This window comes from Janthinobacterium sp. FW305-128 (genome assembly GCF_020858135.1).
Classification (GTDB): domain Bacteria; phylum Pseudomonadota; class Gammaproteobacteria; order Burkholderiales; family Burkholderiaceae_D; genus Janthinobacterium.
This window is the reverse complement of record NZ_JACYMK010000011.1, coordinates 1-22319: the sequence shown is the minus strand read 5'-3', so window position 1 is coordinate 22319 and position 22319 is coordinate 1. Positions and strand designations below refer to the sequence as shown.

13 protein-coding genes are annotated in these 22319 nt (G+C 62.3%); all 13 read right to left on the bottom strand.

Annotation, left to right across the window (positions count from 1 at the left end; all coding sequences use genetic code 11):
- Positions 1 to 39 precede the first annotated feature (39 nt).
- Positions 40 to 1503 (bottom strand): glycoside hydrolase family 19 protein, encoded by a 1464-nt coding sequence (locus tag IGS60_RS21435; protein WP_230506153.1) that lies wholly within the window; start codon positions 1501 to 1503, stop codon positions 40 to 42.
- A 290-nt stretch (positions 1504 to 1793) separates the two neighbouring features.
- The gene (locus IGS60_RS21430; RefSeq protein WP_070312010.1) at positions 1794 to 2636 is read right to left on the bottom strand and encodes a sulfotransferase; all 843 of its coding nucleotides are present in this window, start codon (positions 2634 to 2636) and stop codon (positions 1794 to 1796) included.
- A gap of 153 nt (positions 2637 to 2789) precedes the next feature.
- Positions 2790 to 10556, bottom strand: a complete 7767-nt coding sequence (locus IGS60_RS21425; RefSeq protein ID WP_230506152.1) for a YDG domain-containing protein — start codon at positions 10554 to 10556, stop codon at positions 2790 to 2792.
- Between the two features lie 32 nt (positions 10557 to 10588).
- A complete protein-coding gene (locus IGS60_RS21420; protein WP_230506151.1) occupies positions 10589 to 12247 on the bottom strand; it encodes a ShlB/FhaC/HecB family hemolysin secretion/activation protein in 1659 nt (552 codons plus the stop codon).
- 645 nt (positions 12248 to 12892) lie between these two features.
- On the bottom strand, positions 12893 to 13510 hold the full coding sequence (locus IGS60_RS21415; RefSeq protein ID WP_230506150.1) for a c-type cytochrome: 618 nt from the start codon (positions 13508 to 13510) through the stop codon (positions 12893 to 12895).
- A gap of 10 nt (positions 13511 to 13520) precedes the next feature.
- Positions 13521 to 14753 (bottom strand): molybdopterin-dependent oxidoreductase, encoded by a 1233-nt coding sequence (locus tag IGS60_RS21410; protein WP_230506149.1) that lies wholly within the window; start codon positions 14751 to 14753, stop codon positions 13521 to 13523.
- A complete protein-coding gene (locus IGS60_RS21405; RefSeq protein WP_070219219.1) occupies positions 14746 to 16179 on the bottom strand; it encodes an amino acid permease in 1434 nt (477 codons plus the stop codon). Before IGS60_RS21405 ends, IGS60_RS21410 begins: the two co-directional genes overlap by 8 nt.
- Positions 16180 to 16471: 292 nt before the next feature.
- Positions 16472 to 17266: an ABC transporter permease subunit gene (locus tag IGS60_RS21400; protein ID WP_070219225.1), complete on the bottom strand. Its 795-nt coding sequence runs from the start codon at positions 17264 to 17266 to the stop codon at positions 16472 to 16474.
- 79 nt (positions 17267 to 17345) lie between these two features.
- Entirely contained in the window at positions 17346 to 18161 is an 816-nt protein-coding gene (locus IGS60_RS21395) for a taurine ABC transporter ATP-binding protein (protein WP_070219220.1), read from the bottom strand.
- Positions 18162 to 18232: 71 nt separating this feature from the next.
- On the bottom strand, positions 18233 to 19294 hold the full coding sequence (gene tauA / locus IGS60_RS21390) for a taurine ABC transporter substrate-binding protein (protein ID WP_070290386.1): 1062 nt from the start codon (positions 19292 to 19294) through the stop codon (positions 18233 to 18235).
- Positions 19295 to 19408: 114 nt separating this feature from the next.
- A complete protein-coding gene (locus IGS60_RS21385; protein ID WP_230506148.1) occupies positions 19409 to 20848 on the bottom strand; it encodes an FAD-binding oxidoreductase in 1440 nt (479 codons plus the stop codon).
- 25 nt (positions 20849 to 20873) lie between these two features.
- Positions 20874 to 21281 (bottom strand): nuclear transport factor 2 family protein, encoded by a 408-nt coding sequence (locus IGS60_RS21380; protein WP_070219222.1) that lies wholly within the window; start codon positions 21279 to 21281, stop codon positions 20874 to 20876.
- A gap of 294 nt (positions 21282 to 21575) precedes the next feature.
- A partial coding sequence (locus IGS60_RS21375; protein ID WP_230506147.1) for a thiamine pyrophosphate-dependent enzyme occupies positions 21576 to 22319 on the bottom strand: 744 nt, incomplete at its 5' end.

The following is a 22319-nucleotide window of genomic DNA, read 5'->3' as shown; positions in this document are numbered from 1 at the left end:
GTCAACTGTTATCCCTGGCCGGCTTTCCTGCCTTTACTGCTACTGCAACTTCACATTCCAGTTGGCTTCCACGCATTTCACGTAGTTCCCCGCCAGCAAGGCGCTGTACGGGGTTTGATAGCTGACCAGCTGGCATTGGTTCTCGCCACCGGCGCTCCAGTTCTTTTCCCAGTAGATGTTGTAGGCAGCGGAACTGGCCGGGGTGAAGCGTTGCATGTTGGCGCAGGACAGCTGCTCGCCGGAATAATCCCAGCCCATGTCGGCGGCAAACTGCTTGTAGTAATCGATACGGTTTTGCGCGGCCTGCTTTTCCGTGCCCTGCCCGCATTCGGCGTTGATGATCATGATGGTGGTGGCAAAGTTATTGCCCGCGCCTGCCGTCGTATCGGCCGCGTTCGGCACCCAGGTGCCGTCGAGCACGTGCAGCATCGATGGTTTCGGCGGTTGCGGATAGACAAAGAAGAACGTGGCCGACGCCAGGTTCAGCCAGGTCGAGGCGACAAGGTCGGGATTTTTCAGCAGCACGGACTGGTCGCCGTCATGCATCGCTTGCGAGAACGGGCCGTAGTTGTAGTTGTACGACAGCTGCTTGGCGCCGCGGCCGAAATACTTCTTGAAGCTGCCGTCGGCATTCTTGCCGCACGTCCATACCTTGTTGAAGACGGGATCGGCGCACTCGACGTTGTAGCCGCAGCCGGCGCCCGTCTCGTCGCAGCCCAGTTCGCGCAAATACTTCAAGCCCTGGCGCCATTGCGGCAGCGGGCTGCTGGCGTTATGGTCGCCCGTTTCCTGCCCGAAATGGGCGAACATGGTGGCCAGGCTGTGGCGGCAGATGGCGTCCGCATTGCGCCCGTCGCTGTAGTCGTCGCACACGGCGGGAAACTTGGCCACCGCTTGCAGGAAGCGCTGGTAGGTATAGCTTGTATCGCGCGCGGCAAAATAATAATCCCACTTCGCCGCCGGCAGCAGACGTTCGACGCGCTTGACGTTGAGCGGATTGCCGGCCAGTCCAGGCTGGACGGCTTCGACGGCCGCATTGCCCAGCGTGCGGATCGACGCCTTGACTTTGCGGAAGAAATCGTTGTTCGTCAGCGCCGCCTCGTTCGCCTCGGCCTGGGCCTTGGTGGGGATGCCTGGCGTGGGAGTAGGCGTGGGTGTAGGCGTTGGCGTTGGCGTTGGCGTTGGCGTCGGCGTCGGCGTCGGCGTCGGGGTGGGCGTCGGCGTGGTGGTATCGAGACGCCACGGTCCCCACTGGTCGTTGTTCGGCGCCGTACCCTGCACCCACCATTTGGCCCGGTACACCTTGCCGTCGTAGACGGCGCACTGGCCCGCCGTGTAGACGGCGCTGGCGCTCCAGGCTGCGCAACTGTCGCTGGCGGCCGTGGCGGCCAGCAGGGTCGATGGGGGTTCGGTGGTGGAATTGCCGCCGCAAGCGAGCAGCGCGCTGCCCAGCAGGCCAGCCATCAAGGGCGAGGCCAGCCGGCTAATTTGCCGTGTCTTCACAATGTCTCCTGAACGTTATACGAAAACTATCGAAGTAGCTTTTTATGTTGTACGTAAAGAAAGCACAGCGAAGCGTCGGCTTTCTGCACCAAGAATGCGACGCCGAAAATTGGTAGTCAAGTGGTTTTATAAAACGGTGTTTTTTACAATACCAGTGACTTCAGGCGGCGCGGCCACGGTGCGGCAAGCGAAGAGTGGGAAGAGAGAAAAAAGGCGTTTTCAAGACAACTGCCGGCAATACCGCGCCGGCAGCACTGCGGCAAGTGGTATTGGCACTGCCGCAGGTGTTTTCAGGCCGATGGCGTTGCCGCACGTTGGTGTTGCGGATAATACAGGTCGTAAAACCAGCCATAGGCGCTTTCGATCTGCGCCTGGATGCGCGGCGGAATCGCATGCTGCCCGGGCGCGCTGATCGTCGCCTGCTGGCGGTGCGTGTATTTCATGCGGTAGTGGCTGTCGCTTTCCTGGATGCCCACGGCAAGATCGTGCGGATCGATCTGGAACGGTGCCAGGCCCAGCCACGCGTACAGGTGCGACATGCATTCCACGGGCCGCGCCATCAAGTCTTCGAAGCGCACGAAATACAGCTTCTGCTGCACTTCGGCAGGCAAGTCCAGCACGGCATGCAGGGAACTCAGGGGAGCACCGATGGTGCGGTCCTTGGCAAACAGCATGTCGGCCCGGCCCAGGCGGTCGAAATCGGCCAGATGGTCGACAAAATCGAGCAGAATGGTGCGCTGGTGCTGCGCTTCGATGGAGCCGTAGACCTGGCCCAGTTCACGCACGCAGACGATGATCTTCGCTTCCGGCGCCAGCTGCAGCAGCATTTCCACGCAATGCAGCCAGGCGCGGTTCTTGTCGACCACGCCCTGCTTGCCGCAATCGCGGTACCAGCCGCGCAGAAAGCCCTGCATGGCCGTTTTCAGGTGGCCGTAGCTGGCGTCGAAGGTACTGTCGAGCTGCGACAGGAAAAAAGCATCATCGCTGACCATGCGCCGCATGCCCAGCAAAGCGTTGCACAGGGGCGAGCTATTGCCTTCGCAATGCAAGTCGGGATGCTGCGCCAGCAGCTGGCACAGCAAGGTGGAACCGGCGCGTGGCAAGCCTGCCACGCCGATGAAATGGGATGTCATGCGATTGTACTTTCTGTTCAGCGCTGCGCCTCTGACGGAAAACAAGGATGATGCAGCCATTGTAAAAGTGTTGCGACGATGCGAAGGCATGAAAATGCCGCCTCGAAACACGAAGCGGCACTCCGGCGCCGGCATATGGTGACGCGGCGGACCTTACTGGCTGTCCTGGCGCGTACCGACGGAAACCTCAACCGGCAAGCGCAAGCCGCTGTCCACCACGCTCAGGCGCAGGCCTGGCAAGACATTGCTGACGACGTTGCCGGCCAGTTGCACCAGCGGTGCGCTGCCCGAGCCACCCTTCTCTCCCTCGCGCGGCGCATCCTGCGCGGCGGCAGGCTTGCCTGGCGCCGTCTCGCCGCTGACGATCATGTCGGCCTGCACCATATTGCCCTGCGACGGCGCCACGGCAACAGCCGCGATCACGTTCGCAACGGCGCTTTGCAGCGCTTCCGTCGGATTGACTTTCAGCACACCGTCCACATAATTCAGGGCGTAATTGGTCGACGCCTGGCCCGAGGCCGAGACCAGATAATTGCCTGCCGCGGAAGCCGTCGTCGCCGGCGTGCCGAAGGCGAGCTGACCGCTCACTTCGGCGGCCAGCGTGTCGCCGCCGAGCAAACCGCTGTAGCTGGCGCTGAAGTCGGGATTGGCGCGTCCCTGGTCTTTTGCCGCATTGTCGACTTTCACCGTCAGCAGTGCCTGCGAGATCGTGGCCGTGGTGCTGGCCGTGGTGTTGACTACGTAATTGCCCGCATCCGCCCCGCTCAGGCGTATGCCCGCCACCGTCACCGTCTTGCCCGCGCCCGCATTCTTGTCGCTGAAACTGGCGCCATTGCTGGCAATATTGAGCTGATCATTGCCGATACGGTTGTCGCGCAAGGAAACGACGGCGTTCGTGCTGGCGTCGTACACCTTGTTGATGCCGGTGGCGCTGACCGTCAGGGCCGCCGGCGTGATATCGGCCGTGGTGCTGGCCAGGCTGCTGGCCAATACGTAATTGCCCGCATCGGCGCCGGCTAGGCCCAGACCGCTGATATTCACGGTCTTGCCCGTTGCCGCATTCTTGTCGCTGAACGCGCCAAGGACGGGGCCACCAGCCAGGCTCAGGACGTCGCCGGCCACCATGCCATTGAAGCTGGCGCCCGCCAGATTCAGGCTGGCCGCCGTGCCGCCGTCATACACCTTGTTTGCCGCCACGATGCCGGAAATGGCGCTGATGGACGCCGGCGTGATGCTGGCCGTGCCACTGGCAACCGTGCTGGCAAGGTTGTAATTGTCCGCATCGGCGCCGCCGAGCGTGATGCCGCTGACCGCCACCGTCTTGCCCGTGCCCGCATTCTTGTCGCTGAAGGCGCCGTTGCCGGCCACGGTCAGGCTGTCGCCGTTCACCATGCCATTGAAGGTCGCCGCGCCGTTGAGCGTGGCCATGGCCGAGCCATCATAGGTCTTGTTGTTGACACCCACGTTCGTCACGCCGCTGATGGTCGCCTTGCTGATGTCGGCGTTCACGTTGGCGGGACTGCTGAAGGCATAATTGCTGGCCAGGCCGGTGCCATCCTGCAAGCTGGCGCCGCTGATGGTCACCACCTTGCCGGTACCGGCATTCTTGTCGCTAAAGCTGCCGACACCGCCGCTGAAGCCCAGCGTCTCATCCGCGACCATGCCGGTCAGGGTGCCGCCCGACAAGACTGCCGCTGTCGTGCCATCGTAGACTTTATTGCCTGCAGTCACACCGGAGAGCGTGACGGCCTTGGGCGTGATACTGGCCGTGGCGCTGGCCGTATTGTTGAGGAAGTCATAATTGACCAGATCGCTGCCGGACAAGGTGATATTCGTGATATTGACGGCCTTGTTGCTGCCCACGTTTTTATCCGTGAATGCACCGCTCGCGCTGAACAATTGCACATCGTCGCCGGCAATCTTGCCGTTGATCACCGCCTGGCCGGGACTGAGGCTGACGTTGAGGTTGCCGTTATAGATCTTGTCCAGGGCGCTCAAACCGCTGATGCTGGAAATCGTTGCCTTCGCGATATCGCCCGTCATGCCGTTTGGCGTACTCAGCGTGTAGTTGCCGGCCAGGCCGCTGCCGTCACTCAAGCTCACGCCGCCCACCGTAATGGCCTTGCCCGTGCCCGCGTTCTTGTCGCTGTAGCTTGCCCCCTGGACAGTGAAGGCCAGGGTTTCCGAATTGACCAGGCCATTCAGGGTGCCGCCGGTCAGGTTCGCACTGGCTGTGCCGTCGTAGACTTTATTGTTGCCGGTCAAGCCCGTCAGCGTCAGCGCCTTGGCGCTGATATTGGCACTGCTGCTGGCCGTGTCGCTGGCCAGGTTGTAATTGCCTGCGTCCGTGCCGCCCAGCACGATGCCGCTGACATTGACCGTCTTGCCATTGCCCGCGTTCTTGTCGCTGAAGGAGGCGGTCGCGTTCGATACCGTCAGGTTGTCGCCGCCGGCCATGCCGCTGAAAGCGGCGCCAGCCGTATTCAGGCTGACGGCCGTGCTGCCGTCATACACTTTATTTCCGGCAACGATACCGGTCACGCCGCTGAGGGTGGCCTTGCTGATATCGGCGCTGCCGCTGGCCGTGGTGCCGGTCAAATTGTAGTTGCCGGCATCCGTGCCGCCCAGCACGATGCCGCTGATGCTGACCGTCTTGCCTGTGCCCGCGTTCTTGTCGGCAAAACTGCCGCTGGCGCCCGACACGCTCAGACTGTCGCCACCGATCATGCCCGCAAACGTGGCGCCCGCCGTGTTCAAGCTGGCCGTGGCGGTGCCGTCATACACTTTATTTCCAGCAACAATGCCGCTCACGCCGCTGATGGTGGCCTTGCTGATATTGGCCGTGCTGCTGGCCGTGGCGTTGGTAAAATCATAATTTCCAGCGTCCGTGCCGCCCAGGACCATGCCGCTGATATTGACCGTCTTGCCTGTGCCCGCGTTCTTGTCGGCAAAACTGCCGCTGGCGCCCGAGACCGTCAGGTTGTCGCCGCCCACCATCCCCGTGAACGACGCCCCAGCCATGTTCAGGCTGGCGGCCACACCGCCGTCGTACACTTTATTTCCGGCAACGATACCGGTCACGCCGCTGATGGTGGCCTTGCTGATATCGGCGCTGCTGCTGGCCGTGGTGCCGGTCAAATTGTAGTTGCCGGCATCCGTGCCGCCCAGCACGATGCCGCTGATGCTGACCGTCTTGCCTGTGCCTGCATTCTTGTCAGCAAAACTGCCGATGGCGCCCGACACGCTCAGGCTGTCGCCACCGATCATGCCCGCAAACGTGGCGCCCGCCGCATCCAGGCTGGCGGCCGTGCTGCCGTCATACACTTTATTTCCAGCAACAATGCCGCTCACGCCGCTGATGGTGGCCTTGCTGATGTTGGCTGTGCTGCTGGCCAAAGTATTGGTGAAATTATAATTACCAGCATCCGTGCCGCCCAGGACCATGCCGCTGATATTGACCGTCTTGCCTGTGCCCGCGTTCTTGTCGACAAAACTGCCGCTGGCGCCCGAGACCGTCAGGTTGTCGCCGCCCACCATCCCCGTGAACGACGCCCCAGCCATGTTCAGGCTGGCGGCCACGCCGCCGTCGTACACCTTATTTCCGGCAACGATACCGGTCACGCCGCTGATGGTGGCCTTGCTGATATCGGCTGTGCCGCTGGCCGTGGTGCCGGTCAAATTGTAGTTGCCGGCATCCGTGCCGCCCAGCACGATGCCGCTGATGCTGACCGTCTTGCCTGTGCCCGCGTTCTTGTCGGCAAAACTGCCGCTGGCGCCCGACACACTCAGGCTGTCGCCACCGATCATGCCCGCGAACGTGGCGCCCGCCGTGTTCAGGCTGGCCGTGGCAGTGCCGTCATATACTTTATTTCCAGCAACAATGCCGCTCACGCCGCTGATGGTGGCCTTGCTGATATTGCCCGTCAAGCCGTTCACGGGCACCAGCGCATAGTTGCCGCCGGCGCTGCCGCCCAGGGCCGCGTTGACTGTCACGGCGATGCCGTTGCCGGCATTCTTGCTGGCAAACGTGCCATTCACGGTCGAACTGACATTGGCCAGGTCGCCCGCCAGCACGCCGTTCAGGGTGCCGCTGATGGCGGCCACGGTGGTGCCGTCGTACACTTTGTCGCCCACCGCCGCGCCGCTCAGGGTGACGGACTTGGGCGTGATCAACAAGCCGCCATCGATATAGCTGATGGCGTAGCCGGACTGGCCGCCCGAAGCGTACAGGCCGCTGGCCGACACGCCATAGGTGCCCGCATTGACGGCGCCGGCGGCATTGCCCGCATACACGACCGTACCGAGCAGGTTGGCGCCATCCACCGTGTTCGAGTAGGTGACGCTATTGCTGCCGCCTGCGTAGGCCACGCCGTCATACACCTTGCTGTCGTAGGAAACGCGCACGGCGATCTGCTTCATGAACGAGCGCAGGAAAGGCGCGCTCTGGCCGTCGTAGACCACCCACATCTGCGCCAGTTCCCAGCCAGCGCCCGTGTAATTCGACAGGTTTTTCAGCTGCGCCGTCGTCATGGCGGTACCGCCCATGCTGTTCGCCTGGCCGCTGGCCGTCGTGTCCCAATAGCTGCCCGCGGCGCTGCCCGTACTGGCGCCCACCAGGCCGCCCACACTGCTGGAACCGCTCACGCTGCCGTTCGCATAACTGTTGGCGATGCTGCCGCCATTGCTGCCGACGAGGCCGCCGACGATGCTGGTGCCGCCCACGGCCCCGCTGGCATAGCTGTCCGCCACCGTGCCCGTATTGCTGCCCACCAGGCCGCCTCCGGTGGACGTGCTCGTCACGCCGCTGGTGGCAAAGCTGCCGCTGATCGTGCCGGCATTGCTGCCGGCCAGGGCGCCCACATTCGTGCCGCCCGCTACGCTGCCGCCGGACAAGCCCACATTCGCCACCACCCCGCCGCTGCCGATGGCGCCGAACAGGCCCACGTTGTTCACGCCCGCCTTGGCAATGGTCAGGCTGGAAATGATATGGCCGGTGCCGTCGAGGCTGCCCGTGAAGGCCGAACCTGCCGTGCCGACGGGGATGAAGCCAGTGGTTCCCCAGATATCCTGGCCATTGGCCGCCGTCGTGGCGGCGCTGAAGCTGCTGCCCAGCGTGTAGCTGGCTGTCTTGTTCATCGCCATCAATTGCAGCTGGTGCGCCGAATTGATGGTATTTGACCACTCCGACGCCAGCATGGGGCGCGTGCCGGCAGCGCCATTGAGGGTGCCGTCGGCGCTGACCGCCACCCAATTATTGCCGGTGGCGCCGCCCGTGGCCGTGAAATTGAACCCCACATAATTACTCGATACCAGCATCTGCGCCGTGCTCAGCCCTTGCGCATTCGAGGTGGCGCCATTGAAGCTTCGGCCGATGCCATTCAGGCCGGAATTGATCGTGCTGTCAAAATAGGCGCGGTTGACGCTACCGCCGTTGTGCTCGCCGACGATGGCGCCCACGCTGGCGCCGCCGCCCGTCACCTTGCCGGTGGTATAGACATTCGTGATGGTGCCGCCCACGTTGTAACCGACCACGCCGCCGGCCAGCCCGGTGGTCTGCACGTCGCCCGTCGCATAGCTGTTGCTCAAGGTTCCACGCAACAGGCCCACCAGGCCGCCGACATAGCCGCCGGTGGAGGTGACCTTGCCCGTCGCGTAGCTATTGCTGATGGTCGCGCTGCCGCTGTTATTGGTCCCCACCAGGCCGCCGGCACTGCCCGAGGCGTTCATCGCGCCGGTCGCGTAACTATTGCTGATACTGCCATTATTAAAGCTGACCAGGCCGCCTCCATAGTTGGCTCCTGCGTTCACGGTGCCCGTCGCATAGCTATCGCTGATCGCACCGGAGTTGGTGACCACCAGCCCGGCCGCCACGTAGCGCGTGGAGCTGGTGGTGGCGGAGCTGGAACTGTTCTTGATCAAGCCGCCTACGGCGTTGAGGCCCACAAAGCCGCCTGCCGCGCCGTAGCCGCCCGGCCCGGGATCGCCCGCGGAGACGACCGTGCCGGAGACGCGGCTATTGCTGATCGTTCCGGCATTGATGCCCACCAGGCCGCCCAGATTGACATAACCGGAGCCGCTCACGGCACCAATGCTATACACATTATCGATCTTGCCGCTGTTGACGGCAGCCAGTGCGCCTATGCCCGCATAGGTGCTGCTATAGTTGGCGGCCGATCCGGCAACGCTGACGCCGCTAAAACCCATATTGCGCACGGCAGCGGCAGCGCCGATATTGCCGAACATCCCGACAGGCACTTCAGGGCGGTTGATCGTCAATCCCACGATTTCATGGCCCAGGCCATCGAGCGTGCCCGTGAAAGGCGCCGCATCGCTGCCGATGGGCGCAAATCCCTTGCCGCCATCCCAGCCGGAGGTGCCGCGCGCATCGATATTGCTGCCCAGCACGTACTTGCCGGACAAATTGCCCTGCATGCCCTGCACGTCGCTGCCAGTGGTGCTGTTGAAGGCGCCCAGGCTGTTGATCACCTGATACACGGTCACGCTGCCATTGCTGCCCAGCTTGGTGCTGAAGTTATTGCCCGATGGCAAATCCACTTCGGCCTTGACGTTGTACGTCGACAGATTGCCGGCGGCGACCCCGCTCTGGCCGTATTCGAGCGCCAGGCTGGCCGTGCCTGCGCCGCGCATGGCCTTGTTGATGTTGATGTTGTTCTGTGCCGTCAGGGTCAGCTTGTTGGCGGTCCAGTTGATGTTGTCGTTGACGTTGATGTTGCCCTGCGTGCCGCTGCCGCCCGACACGCTCTGGATTTGCACATTGCCCGATTTCAAGGAGTTGCTCAGGAAAGCGCCCGTCATGTCGCCGCCGGAAACGGCGATATTGAAGTCGGTCGGGTCGATCAGCCAGGTGCCGGCCAGGCCCTTGCTCGATGCCGTCGTCACCTTCAGCGCATCGTCGATCTTCACGTGCGCGGCCGACGTATCGATGAAGCCGCCATTGCCGCCGTCGGACGCGCTGGCGTCCAGGGTGCCGGCCGCGTTCACCGTGCCGCTTTGCATGTCACCCAGCAACTTGATCGTGCCGCCGCGCGTGGCTATCGTGTGCGCCTCGATCACGCCCGTGTTGTTGACGGCGGTTTTCAGCAAGTCGCCCGCCGCCTGCGCCGTGAGCACCACGCTGCCGCCGTCGGCCTGGATCAGGCCGCCATTGTTGACCAAAGCGCCCACGGCGCCTGCGTTGACGGCCACATTGAGCAAGCCGTCACCGGCCACGTCCAGGGTGATCGCCTTGCCCGCCGCCAGGGCTACCGAACCCAGACGTGCCTGGATCGTGCCTTCATTCGAGACGTGCGCGCCCAGCAGGGCCACATAGCCGCCCGGCGCGCTGATGCTGCCCTGGTTCAGGACTTTCCCCGTGCCATTGCCGGAAAACTGGTACTTGCCCGCCATGAAGTCGGCGTTGCTGATGTCCAGGGTGGACGCCACCAGCCCGGCCGTGTTCACGGACGCGCCCTGGCCGAACAGGATGCCGTTCGGATTGACGATGAACACCTTGCCGTTGGCCGACAAGTTGCCCAGGATGGTAGTACCGTCGCCGCCCAGCACGCGGTTCAGGGCCACCGCGTTGCTGTTGGGCTGCTGGAACTGCACCGATTCGCCCTTGCCGATATTGAAACTGGCCCAGTTGATCACGGCGTTCTGGCTGCCCTGCCTGATCACCGTGGCGCCCGGTGCGCCATTGATCGTTGCCTGGCCCGCCACCACCGTGCCGCCCGCCGGCCCCGCCAGCGCCAAGGAGCCATAACCGAGCATCAGCGCCGCCGCCATGCCGGTCAAGGCAAAATGCGCCCCGCCCCCGCTGCATCCGGGCAGCGAGCGCTTGCCGGCGGATTTGACGTTTTCGGAAACGGCGGCGTAGGCGCCGGTGGCCTGGTTCCAGATGGAGCGGTAGATGCGGTTCATGGCAGTGTCCTGATTCTATTAACTTGTCTTAATTAGAAGTATTTAATGGCTTGCAGCCAGAAACGGCCTGCCGCATCCGGTGCGGAAGTCGCCTTGGCATTGCCCAGCTTGTGCGCGTAATACGCCTTCAGGACGAGCGCATTGGCGCCCGTCCACGTCACGCCCACGCCGGCGCCGCTCAGGGTGCGGCGGTTCTCACCCGCGCCCCAGGCGTCGCGGTTCAGCTTGACGGTGCCCGTGTCGGCAAAGGCCAGCACCTGCAGCTGGCCGGGAAACGCCGTGAACGCCGTGATGTTTTGGCGCAATTCCACATTCAGCACATAGCCCTGGTCGCCATACGCCTCGCCGCCCGGATAGGCGCGCACGCCGCCCACGCCGCCGATGCCCATCTTTTCGGAAACATCGAGGTTTTTCGAGGCTGCCTGGCCGCTGATCACGCCGAACAAGCTGGTCTCGCCGCCCAGGCTTTGCACGCGCGCCGCATTGAAGGCAAGCTTGTTGAAGTGGCCGTTGCTTTTCACCGTCAGCTGATCGATCAGCAAGGCCACCGGCGTCTCGATATCGATCTTGCCCGTGGTGTAGGTCACCGAATACGTGCTCACGCCACCGCCGCCCCAGCCGTCCTTGCCATCGCCATTCAGGTTCAGCATCCACACCTTGGCTGTCTTGTCGTTGACGCTGCCCGTCGATTCCGTCCTGTCCTGGAATGTCTTGTCGTCGTAGCTCACTTGCGCATACAGATTGTTGCTGCGCGAGCGGATCAGCGGATAACTGGCATACGCGCTGGCGATCTTCGCCGTTCCCTTGGCGTCGAGCACGGCAAATTCCTTGCCCAGCTTGTAATCCATATACGTGTAGGCGCCGCCCAGGCGCAACAGGCCAGCCTGTCCCTGATAGGCCAGGCGGCCGTAGTTCAAGCCATCGGCCGAAGTGAAGGCGCGCACGGTGGCCACGTCGCCTATGCCGGCCAGCTCGTTGATGTTCAGGGTGGCGCCGATGCGGTTGCGGCCTGTGTAGCGGTTGCCCTGGTTATCCAGGTCGATGCTGCCGTTGAAACGCGAACCGGGCTGCACGTCGACGATCAGGTCGGACGCGCCCAAGGACGCCCCCGGCGCCAGGGTCGAGCTCACCTGCACGCCCGGCAAGTCCGACAGCAGCAGCAAGCGCCGCTCCAGCGGCGGCGTGGCGATCACTTGCCCGTCGAGCCCGGCCAGTATCGTGCCGGCCAGGCCGTCGGACAGCGTGCTCTGATTGCGCAGCTGCACCTGACCATAACGGCCCGGCAGCACGTCGATGGCGACGACGCCATCCTCGATATCCTGCGCCGGCAGATAGGCCTGCGCAAGAAAATAGCCATGGTTCTGGTAATAACTGGCAATTTTTGACGCCATGGCGCGCAATTCGCCCAGGGTCAGCTCGTTGCCGGGCACGAAGCCCGTGGCGGCGACCAGTTCGCTTTCGGCAAAGACGGGCGGTGCCGTGATCCGCAGGCGCTGTACGGTGATGCGCGTGGTATCGCCCACCGTCGTGGCCGGCACATTGCCCTGCTGTACGCGGATGGCTGGCGGCGCTTTCGGCAGCTGGGGCGCGGCGGGAATCTGCTGCAGCTGGCTGCCTGCGCCCGGAGGATCGACGGCCCAGGCGGTCTGGATCAGCGCCAGCAAGGTCAATGGAAGTAATGTGGTGTTCAAGGTCATCCTTTCAGGCGGCGCGCCCGCGCCAGGCAAGCCGCTGGCGGCTGTGCTGACGGGGAATACAAGAGCTGCAAAGGACGTATTGTTTTAGCATCATTGTCAAATACAATGACAACAAAAAAATAAATTCCCCTCAGCAACATTGACCCATTTTAGCCCGTCATCAGGCGAGAAAATACCTATCTGATGAGCTCTTTCACCACATTGGTGCGGTCTCGACAGGGATGCCCTTAAAATTCGCAAAACACCGTGAAAATGCGCCTTTCCGGCAAGAAATTCGTTGTCATAACACAACAAAATTGCATCGCTGTCACTATCGACATGCTATTCCATGAGCGCACCATGGATGAGAAATGAACAAGAGATTGGCATTATCACAATATAAAACAATGTTATTTTTTACATATGTGCATGTTCATCTGATGACACACTTTTTTGCTGCAAATTAACATGTCACATTCTTGCAAAAAATAGATAATCAATGAATAAATATTAGGAATGGAAACTTATTTATGGCGGCCACGCGGGGAGCGGGCGGCGCATATGATCGCGGCGAGGAAAACCGGCGTGGCAGGCATCGGCCACGCCGGATGCCGGCGGAAAGGAAGAGAAGATCAGCGACGCGGCCGCGCTGGCCGGGTCTTATCTGGACAGCACATATTTGGCCAGCGTGGCCGCATCGGCTACGCTGAGCTGGCTGAATGGCGGCATGGGCACGGGGCCCCATTTGCCGGCCCCGCCATTGCGGATGTTGGCCGCCACGGCAGCGACGCTGTCCTTGCCCTTGTATCGGGCGGCCACTTCCGCAAAGCCGGGGCCGACCACCTTCTGGTCGAGGGCGTGGCATGCCATGCAGCCGTTCGCCGCCAGCAAGGTTTTCACATCCTTGCCGCTGGCGGCAGGAACAGCGGCTGCGACGGGTTTCGTTGCGGCGGCAGGCGCAGCGGCGTCCCGCTCCGCGCCATAGGTTTTCACCAGGTAATCGACCATGGCCGGCATGTCCGCGTCGTCAAACTGGGCGCCGAACGGCTTTTTCATCTTCTTGACGGTCGCCTCCCAGTAAGCGCGCGGCGAAGCGGGCGGCTGGCTCGATGCATACTGGGCCGCGTGGCAGGTCATGCAGTTGCGCTGCACCAGCTGGTAGCCGGGCAATTCGCTGGGTTTATAGGCCGCCGTTTCGGGCGGCAGCTGGATTTCCAGCGCGCCAGCGCTGCCGGCAAGCATCAAGGCCACGGTGGTGGCAAGTGTTCTGATCAGCATCCGGTTCTCCTCACACTGCCTGAATGCGCGTGGTTTCCACCACGTTGCGCATATAACCCATGGGATTCCACAGGGCTTTCATCGGCTGGCTCTGGCCGATGCGGTTGACGGCGCGCACCATCAGCACATGCTTGCCCTTGCGCGGCGCCTTCATCACCATCGTCCACTCGCGAAACGAGAAACGTCCCAGGTCCTTGCCCAGCGTTGCTTCCTGCCACGTCTGGCCGCCGTCCACCGACACGGTCACCTCGCTGATGCCCTGCCCGCCATCGAAGGCGATGCCGCGCAAGGCCAGGTCGCGCCCCGCCTTCACTTGCGCGCCATCCTGCACGCTGGTGATGAAGGAGCGCACGTTGAGGCGGCTGATCGGCGTCGTCTTGCCCACCGGTGTCCCCGGCTCGATGAAACCGGAACCGTTGTCGGGGATACGGTAGCCCGTGCTCATCCAGAAGCCGTCAAACGGCTTGTCGAGCACGGTGATGTTGCTCAGATGCTTGACCCAGTAAGTGCCATAGAAGCCCGGCACGATCAGGCGCAGCGGATAGCCGTTGAGGAACGGGATGTCTTCGCCATTCATGGCCCAGGCCAGCAGGACGTCGCCCGCCATGATGTGCTCGACGGACAAGGCTTTCTGGAAGTCGGGGCCGTCGCCCACGGGCGGCGTTTCCAGGCCGTTGAAGGCCACCTGCACGGCACTGGCCGCGATGCCGGCCTTTTCCAGCACGGTTTTCAGGGGGACGCCCGTCCAGCGGGCATTGCCCATGGCGCCATTGCCCAGCTGCCCGCCATTCGCGCGCGGGGCGAAGAAGCCGCGGCTGTTGCCCGAACATTGCGTCACGGCCACCACGTCGACGGGGTCGGCCAGCTGTTTCAGTTCCGCCAGCGACAGCTCGAGCGGCGTCTTGACGAGGCCGGCGATGCGCAGCCGGTAGCTGCCGCCATCGATGCTGGTGGGCAGGCCGCTCCAGTGATAGCGCACGAAGAACGCGTCGTTGGGCGTGATCGCGCCTTCGTTGAACACGCTGAACGGCGTTTCCAGCTGGGGCGGTCGGCTGGTCAGCAGGATCAGCGGGCGCTTTTGCGGGAAGGCCACCAGTTCGCGCTCGCCGTTTTCAAACGGCAAAGTAAGGGAAGCGGAGGCAGCCAAGGCTGACCCAGGCCCCGCCACGGCGGCGGCGCCCAGGGCGGCCGTCGTGCGCAGGAAGCGGCGCCGGTTGGCGGGCAACAAAGTCGTATCAGACATGTTTGAGCTCCACTTTGGTGTCGGCCGCTTCGCCGCCGTTACGGTCATCGTTGACCAGTTTCTTGATGTAGTACATGACGCTCATGATGGCCACGCTCAACAGGCCGAACCAGAACGACACGCGCTGCTCCGTATCGGATGACACGCTCATGGCGCCGAGGATCACCAGCATGGCGAAGATGGTGAAATACGTCAGGTAGGGGAACAGCCACATGCGCACCTTGATGCGTTCCGGGCATTCGCGTTCCAGGCGGCGGCGCAAACGCAATTGAGATATCGCAATGAGCAAGTACACGAACAGGATCAGGATGCCGTAGGAGTTGACGATGAAGGGGAAGACCAGGTCGGCCGATACATACGAGACGGCAATGGCGAAATAGGCAAACAAGGTGCTGAACAGGATGGCGCGAATCGGTACGCCGTTCTTGCTCAGCTTGACCAGGCCCGTGGGTGCATCGCCACGGCGCGTCAGCGCGAAGATCATGCGCGACGAGGCGTACAGGCTGGAGTTCAGGGCCGACAGCACGGCCGTCAGGATGATGGCGTTCATGATGTGGGCCGCGTACGGGATGTTCATGACGGTCAGGGCGCTGACGAAAGGCGTGGCGATGGCCGGCGAATCCCAGGGCACGATGCAGACGACGACGAACATGGAACCCACATAAAACATCAGCACGCGCATGACGACGGAATTGGTGGCGCGGGCGATGGCCTTGGCCGGGTCCGACGTTTCGGCGGCCGCGATGGTGACGATCTCGGCGCCCGAATAAAAGGCCGTGGCAGCGACGGCGCCGCTGAGCACGGGGCCCCAGCCGTGCGGCATGAAGCCGCCATGGCTGGTCAAAAAGCCCAGGCTTGGGATGCTGTTAGGCAAGCTGCCCGTGATGAACAGGGCGCCGACGAACAGGAAGACGACGATGGCGACCACCTTGATCGAGGCGAACCAGAACTCGAATTCGCCAAACGCTTTCACCGAGAACAGGTTGAGCACCGTCATCGACACGAGCAACACCAGGCTGATGGCCCACGAAGGCACGTCGGGCAGCCAGAAGTTGACCAGCTTGGCGCCGGCGATGGCTTCCAGCGCCACCACGACGACCCAGAAATACCAGTACATCCAGCCGCTCATGAAGCCGAGGAATTTCGACACCTTCGGCTTGTCGTCGAAGGCCAGGCGCGCATATTCGTAAAAGGAGCCGACCACGGGCAGGGACGAAGCCAGCTCGCCCAGCATGCGCATGATCAGGACGACCAGGCCGCCCGTGAGCAGGAAGGATAGGATGGCGGCCGGGCCGGCAGCCTTGGCGATGACGCCGCTGCCGACAAAGAGGCCGGCGCCGATCACGCCGCCGATGGCGATCATGCTCATGTGGCGTTGCTTCAGCGAGTGCTGCAAGCCGGTACTGTTATGCGATTCGCTAATCATGTTTTTGTCTCCTGAAAATCTCTGAAGCCCGGTGCGCCCTCGCCTGCTGCGGCCGGTTCCTGCCGCGCGGCTTTGTTTTATTTGGGCAACACCGTCAAGCAGCATCGATACATCATCAAATCAGTCTGGTTGGCTGCATGCCATAAGTCAATCTGGAAATGCAGCGGCCCGGCGCGGCGCCCAAGGGGCTGGCGCGCTGGAGGATACGTACGGGGTATGGCTCAGTTATTGCTGGTTAAAAAATAGGAGCGGCGGCAACACTTGTGGCATTAGCGCCACTCCCGGGAACGTCTTACACCTTGCCCTTCCATGGCACGAGGGTACGTTCGAGGTAGCGCATCATCAAATCAAACAGGAAAGCGAAGAAGCCGATCACGATGATGCCCATGATCACGACATCACTGGCGAGGAACTCGGAGGCGCTCAGCACCATGTAGCCGAGGCCGCGCGTGGCCGCCACCATCTCACCGGCCACCAGGGTGGTCCAGCCCACGCCGATGCCGATGCGCATGCCGGTGAGGATTTCCGGAATCGCGGCGCGCAGGATCACGTGCACGATGACCTGAAAACGGGTGGCGCCCATCGAATAGGCCGCGTGGATTTGCTCCAGTGACACGGAGCTGACGCCGGCGCGGGCTGCGATCGCCATCGGCGCGAAGATGGCCAGGAAGATCAGGTAGACCTTCGAAAACTCGCCGATGCCGAACCAGATGATAACCAGTGGCAAGTAAGCGAGGGGCGGCAGCGGACGGTAGAACTCGATCAAGGGATCGAAGATGCCGCGCGCCACGCGGTTCACGCCCATCATCACGCCGACGGGGATGGCAAACAGGCAAGCCAGGCCAAAGGCGCCGAACACGCGCACCAGACTGGCGACCGTGTGTTCCCACAGGGTGGCGCCGCCGAAACCGGTGGTGGCCGCCATGATGAATTTTTCATAGACAGCTTGCGGCGACGGCAAGAACAGCGGTTTCACGAGGCCGCTGGCCGTCACGCCAAACCACAGCAAGAGCACGGCGATGACGGTAACGGTGGCGATGCGGCTGGAATTGCCCTGCCCCGGCGCACCGAACGCTTCGCCAGGCATGGCGCAGCGGGGAGCGAACAGGCGGCCAAAAAAGCCGGCGCGCTTGGCGGTGGTGGGAGGAAATCCCGCGACGGATGGGCTATGCATGGGACACCTCCAGCTCTTTATTGACGGCGCGCTCGTCGCCATAAATGATGTTGAGCACGGTTTCGCGCATCTTGATGAAGTCCGGGCTCGATTTCACGGCGCGCGCATCGCGGCATTCGAGGAAGCGCTTGTTGAAATCGAGTTCATACGTGTGCGTGATACGGCCCGGACGGGGCGACATGACGATCAGCCGGTTCGCCAGGAACAGCGCCTCGTCGACGCTGTGGGTAATGAAGAAGAACATGGTGCTGGACTTGGCCCAGATATCGAGCAGCAATTCCTGGATGGTTTCGCGGGTCAGCGCATCGAGCGCCGCCATCGGTTCATCCATCAGCAGCATGGCGGGATTGCTGGTCAGGGCGCGGGCGATGCCCACGCGCTGTTGCATGCCGCCCGACAGCTGATAAATCATATTGTCGTGAAAGTCCTTCAAGCCGACCAGCGCCAGGTTCTTGGCCGCCTGTTCGCGCCGCACGGCTTTCGGCACGCCTTGCAGCTTGAGGCCGAATTCCACGTTTTCCATCACGTTCAGCCATGGCAGCAAGGCGTGTTTCTGGAACACGACGCCACGGTCGGCGCCCGGCCCTTCCACTTTATTGTCCCCGAGCATGATTTCCCCCTTGGATGGGGCGATAAAACCTGCCATCAGGCTCAGCAAGGTTGTCTTGCCGCAACCGGAAGCACCGAGCGCGACGACGAAGTCGCCGCTATTGATGGTGAGATTGATATTATTTAAGGCATGTACGCGTTCACCGGCCGTCTTGCCCGGATAAATCACGCTGACATCCTTGACGTACAGATTTTCCATCGTGTCCCCACAGTTCTGTTCAACGCACTCTGTTCAGTCAGCGCGCCCGCAGGCGCGCCATCGCACAACGTTTACTTCAGCAGGCCGGCGGCCTGTGCATACCTGGGTGTCACATATTTGGCGTAATCGGGAGCCAGGCTGTCGATCTTGCCTTCAGCTTTCAGGAATTGCGCCGTGGCCAGCAAGGCTTGCGCCACGCCGCCCTTCGCGCCGCCACCGAGCCAGGCCGGCGAGGCCTGTTCCTGCAGCGATGGATAGGCGTACAGGGCCACGGAAGCGGCCACGTCCTTGGCAGCCGCGCCCGAATGCTTGACGTTGGCTTTCACTTGCGGGGAATCGATGGTCCACGCCTTCGGATTGGCGCGGTAATCGGCGTCGGCAGCGGCCATCACCTTGACGAACTTGGCCATGAAATCGGCGTTCGCCTCGCCCCAGGCGCGCTCGACGGCCATGCCGTCAAACGTGGCCTTGCCCTTCTTGCTCAGTTCGCCGGAGGTCACCAGCACCTTGCCGTTTTGCTTGAGTTTGCTCAAGGCCGGGTCCCACACGAAGGCGGCATCGATGTCGCCCCGTTCCCAGGCGGCGGCGATCTGATTCGGCTGCATGTTGAGCAATTTCACTTCCGTGGGCTTGATGCCCCACGTTTCCAGCGCGAACATGGTGTGGAAGTGCGTGGTGGACACGAAAGGCACGGCGATCTTCTTGCCGCGCAAGTCGGTGGGCTTGCTGATGCCGGCGCCATTGCGGGCCACCATCGCTTCGGCTTCGTTGATGTCGTCGATGATCCAGAACAGCTGCAGGTCGACACCGCGGCTGACGGCCGCCGTCAAGGGGCTGGAACCGATGACGCCGATCTGCACGTCGCCGGACGCCATGCCGGTGGCTACCTTGGCGCCCGAGTCGAACTTGCGCCAGTTGATTTTATAGCCGGTGGTTTTTTCCACTTCGCCGCTGGCGATCGCCACGAGGAAGGGACCGTTGATTTCCTGGTAGGCAATCGTTACTTCCTTGCCTTGCGCGAAGGCCGTGCCGCTCGATGCGACCGCCACGCCCAGCACCAGGGTGCCGAGAACGGCGCGGCGCAGCGTTGAAAAAACCGTTTTGCTCGCGTTTTTGCTCGTGTATGTGTTCATGTCTCACTCCAAGTTATTGTTATGTGTGAACGTTCGGGCAATCTCATCCCTTGCGGGAGGCGCCGCTGTTTGCTCTTTGTCAACCATGCGGCGGCTTAGTACGGCTACTGCTATTTAAAACACTTCATCCTTCAAGTGATACCAGCGGTACAGGAAACGCTGGCCCAGGCGGCGGAACGGGGCGAACGCTTGCGACTCGACCAGTTCCATCATGTTGGGATACGGCAATTTCGAATTGAAGATCGGCAAGCCCGTGTCGCTGGCCTTGCCCGCGATGCGTTCGGCCATGCGACGGCCCGCCTGCGCCGAGTACATGACGCCGTTGCCGCCGTAACCGAGTGAATAGAAAATCGATTGCTTGGGGTCCGGTTGCACGATGCGCGGCATCATGTCGTGGCTGACGTCGACCCAGCCCCACCATGAGTAATCGATGGGAATACCGGTCAGCGCGGGGAACTTGCGGTGCAGATCGTTGATCAAAAACTGTTTATATCTGTCGTCCGGCGCGTCGGCGCCCGTGATGGCACTGCGGCTGCCGATCTGCACGCGGTTGTCCGGCATCAAGCGGTAGTAGTGGCGCAGGATGCGCGTATCCGTGATCACCTGGTGGGTGCGGAAGTTGCACGCCTCGATTTCCGCCGGGGTCAACGGGCGCGTGACGATGGAATTCGACAGGATCGGCAGCAAGCGGTTCTTCACTTGCGGATGCAGATGGGGCGAGGTGTAGCCGCCCGTGGCCACGGCCACGGAACGGGCCCTCACCACGCCGCCCGGCGTTTGCAGGTAATGCACGCCATTGCGCGTTTCCCAGCCCATCACGGGGCTGGACGGGTGTACCTTGGCGCCCAGCGCACGGGCCTTGCGCAGGTAGCCGAAGGCCAGCTTGCCCGCGTGGATACCGATGCCTTCCGGCTCGTGCAGCGCGCCGGCCGCTTCCTTGTCGTCGACGAATTCGCGCTTGACGGTGTCGGCGTCGAGGATCCGGGCGTCGTACTTGAAGATCTCGCGCATGACCTTGGCTTCTTTTTCCAGCGCGGGCATGGCTTTCGCTTTGTGGGCGATGTACAGGTGGCCGCCCGGCTGCGGGTCGCAATCGATGTCGGCCGTGATCTTCTTGAAGGTTTCCATCGCGTCGCACACTTCCGTGTGCAATTTGAGGGCCGTGTCCATGCCGTAACGGGCGATCCACTGCGAGCGCTTCAGGCGGCCCGTCGTGCATTGCGCCTGGCCGCCGTTGCGCGTGCTGCAGCCCCAGCTGACCCGGTTCGCTTCCAGCACGGTAGCCTTGATGCCGTGTTCCTGGGCAAGGAAGATGGCGCAGGAGAGACCGGTAAAACCCGAGCCGATGATGGCCACGTCGACGTCGATGTCATGCGTGATGGGGCCGTCGTCGGCGGGCGGCTCGCCGGCCGTGCCGATCCAGTAGGTGGGCGCGTAGGCATTGCCGTGGCCGGGGCGCTGGGCCACCAGCGGATCGAAGGCGGGATCGTAGGGCGTGCGGGCGGCGGTGCTGTTGCCCAGTACGTCAGATGGAGTGTCGACAGGTTTGTTCATGATCATTCCCGGTGAACGTACTGGCTTAAGCTTTGACGACGGGTGGGCGATCCTTGCGGAAGGCGTTCTTCACGGCGATCTTGCCGTCGCGGAAAGTGAAGATGTCGACCATGCGCGCCTCGATGCGCGTGCCGTCCGCCTTGGTGCCGGCAAAGGTCGATTCCGTCACGCCGCGCTGGCCGCTGACGAAGTGCTCCGGGTTGAGCCAGGCGGCGTCGGGAAAGGTTTGCCAGGCCAGCTCGAAACCGGCGCGCACGGCGTCGCGGCCGACAAAACTCTTGCCCAGCAAGTCAGGGCCGGCCACGGCGTGAAATTCGCAGTCGTCGGCCATGGCGGCCATCAGGGCCTCGATATCGTGGCGGTTCCAGGCATCGCCGAAGGCTTGCAGGAAGTCGGTGGTGACGGCGTCGGTGTGCGGTACAGGGTGGTTCATGGTGGTCTCCGTAAATCGTTTTTGATACGCTACGTTCCGTTTTTTGTCTTTTATTGAATTTAAGCCTTAAGCATGGCCTTGTCAAATCAAATAATTCAATTACCGGGACGCTTTGTCTTCTTTATTGAAATTATGATGTTTTCGTGACAATCTGTGAGAATTTGGTCACAACGCTTTGTCGGATTACGCCGGGCTTTGCCCGGCTAATCCGACCTACGCCAGCACCACGCGTAAATTGCGTAGGTTGGGTAGGTTGGATTAGCCCAACGGGCGTAATCCAACAACCTCAACGCATCAAACGTAGTCTTTATATTTATCCAGATGACGAATTGGTTTACTCAGCGCATCGCGGCGGAACGGGTCGCCCAGCTCGCGCGTGCACATGATTTCGATGATGGTCGTCTTGCCTTCATTCATCTGCATGTCGATCGCCTTCTTCAATGCCGGTCCCACGTCTTCCAGCTTGTCGACCGTGATGCCTTCGGCGCCCATGGCGCGCGCAATCTCGGCAAAGCTCTGGTTGTCCAGCTCGCCGGCAACGAAGCGGCGGTTGTAGAAATCGACCTGGTTCTTCTTTTCCGCGCCCCACTGGCGGTTGTGGAATACCACGGCGGTGACGGGAATGTTGTGGCGCACGCAGGTCATCGTTTCCATCAAACTCATGCCCCAGGCGCCGTCGCCCGCATACGACACGGCCGGACGGTGGGGAGCCGCCACCTTGGCGCCGATGATGGTCGGGAACGCATAACCGCAGTTGCCAAAGCTCATCGCCGCAAAGAAGCTGCGCGGCTTTTCGAAGCGCAAGTAACTATTCGCTACCGAGTTGATGTTGCCGATGTCGGTCGACACCATCACGTCTTCCGGCATGGCTTTCTCCAGCTCGCGCAAGACCTGGCGCGGGTGCAAATAATTGCCCGGCTCTTTCTTCTGCTCTTCGATCATGTCCAGGCTGTACGCATCTTTTTCATGGGTCCAGTTCGTCAATTCCTCTTCCCACGCGGCCTTCTCCGCTTGCACGGTGGCGTACCGCTCGTCGCG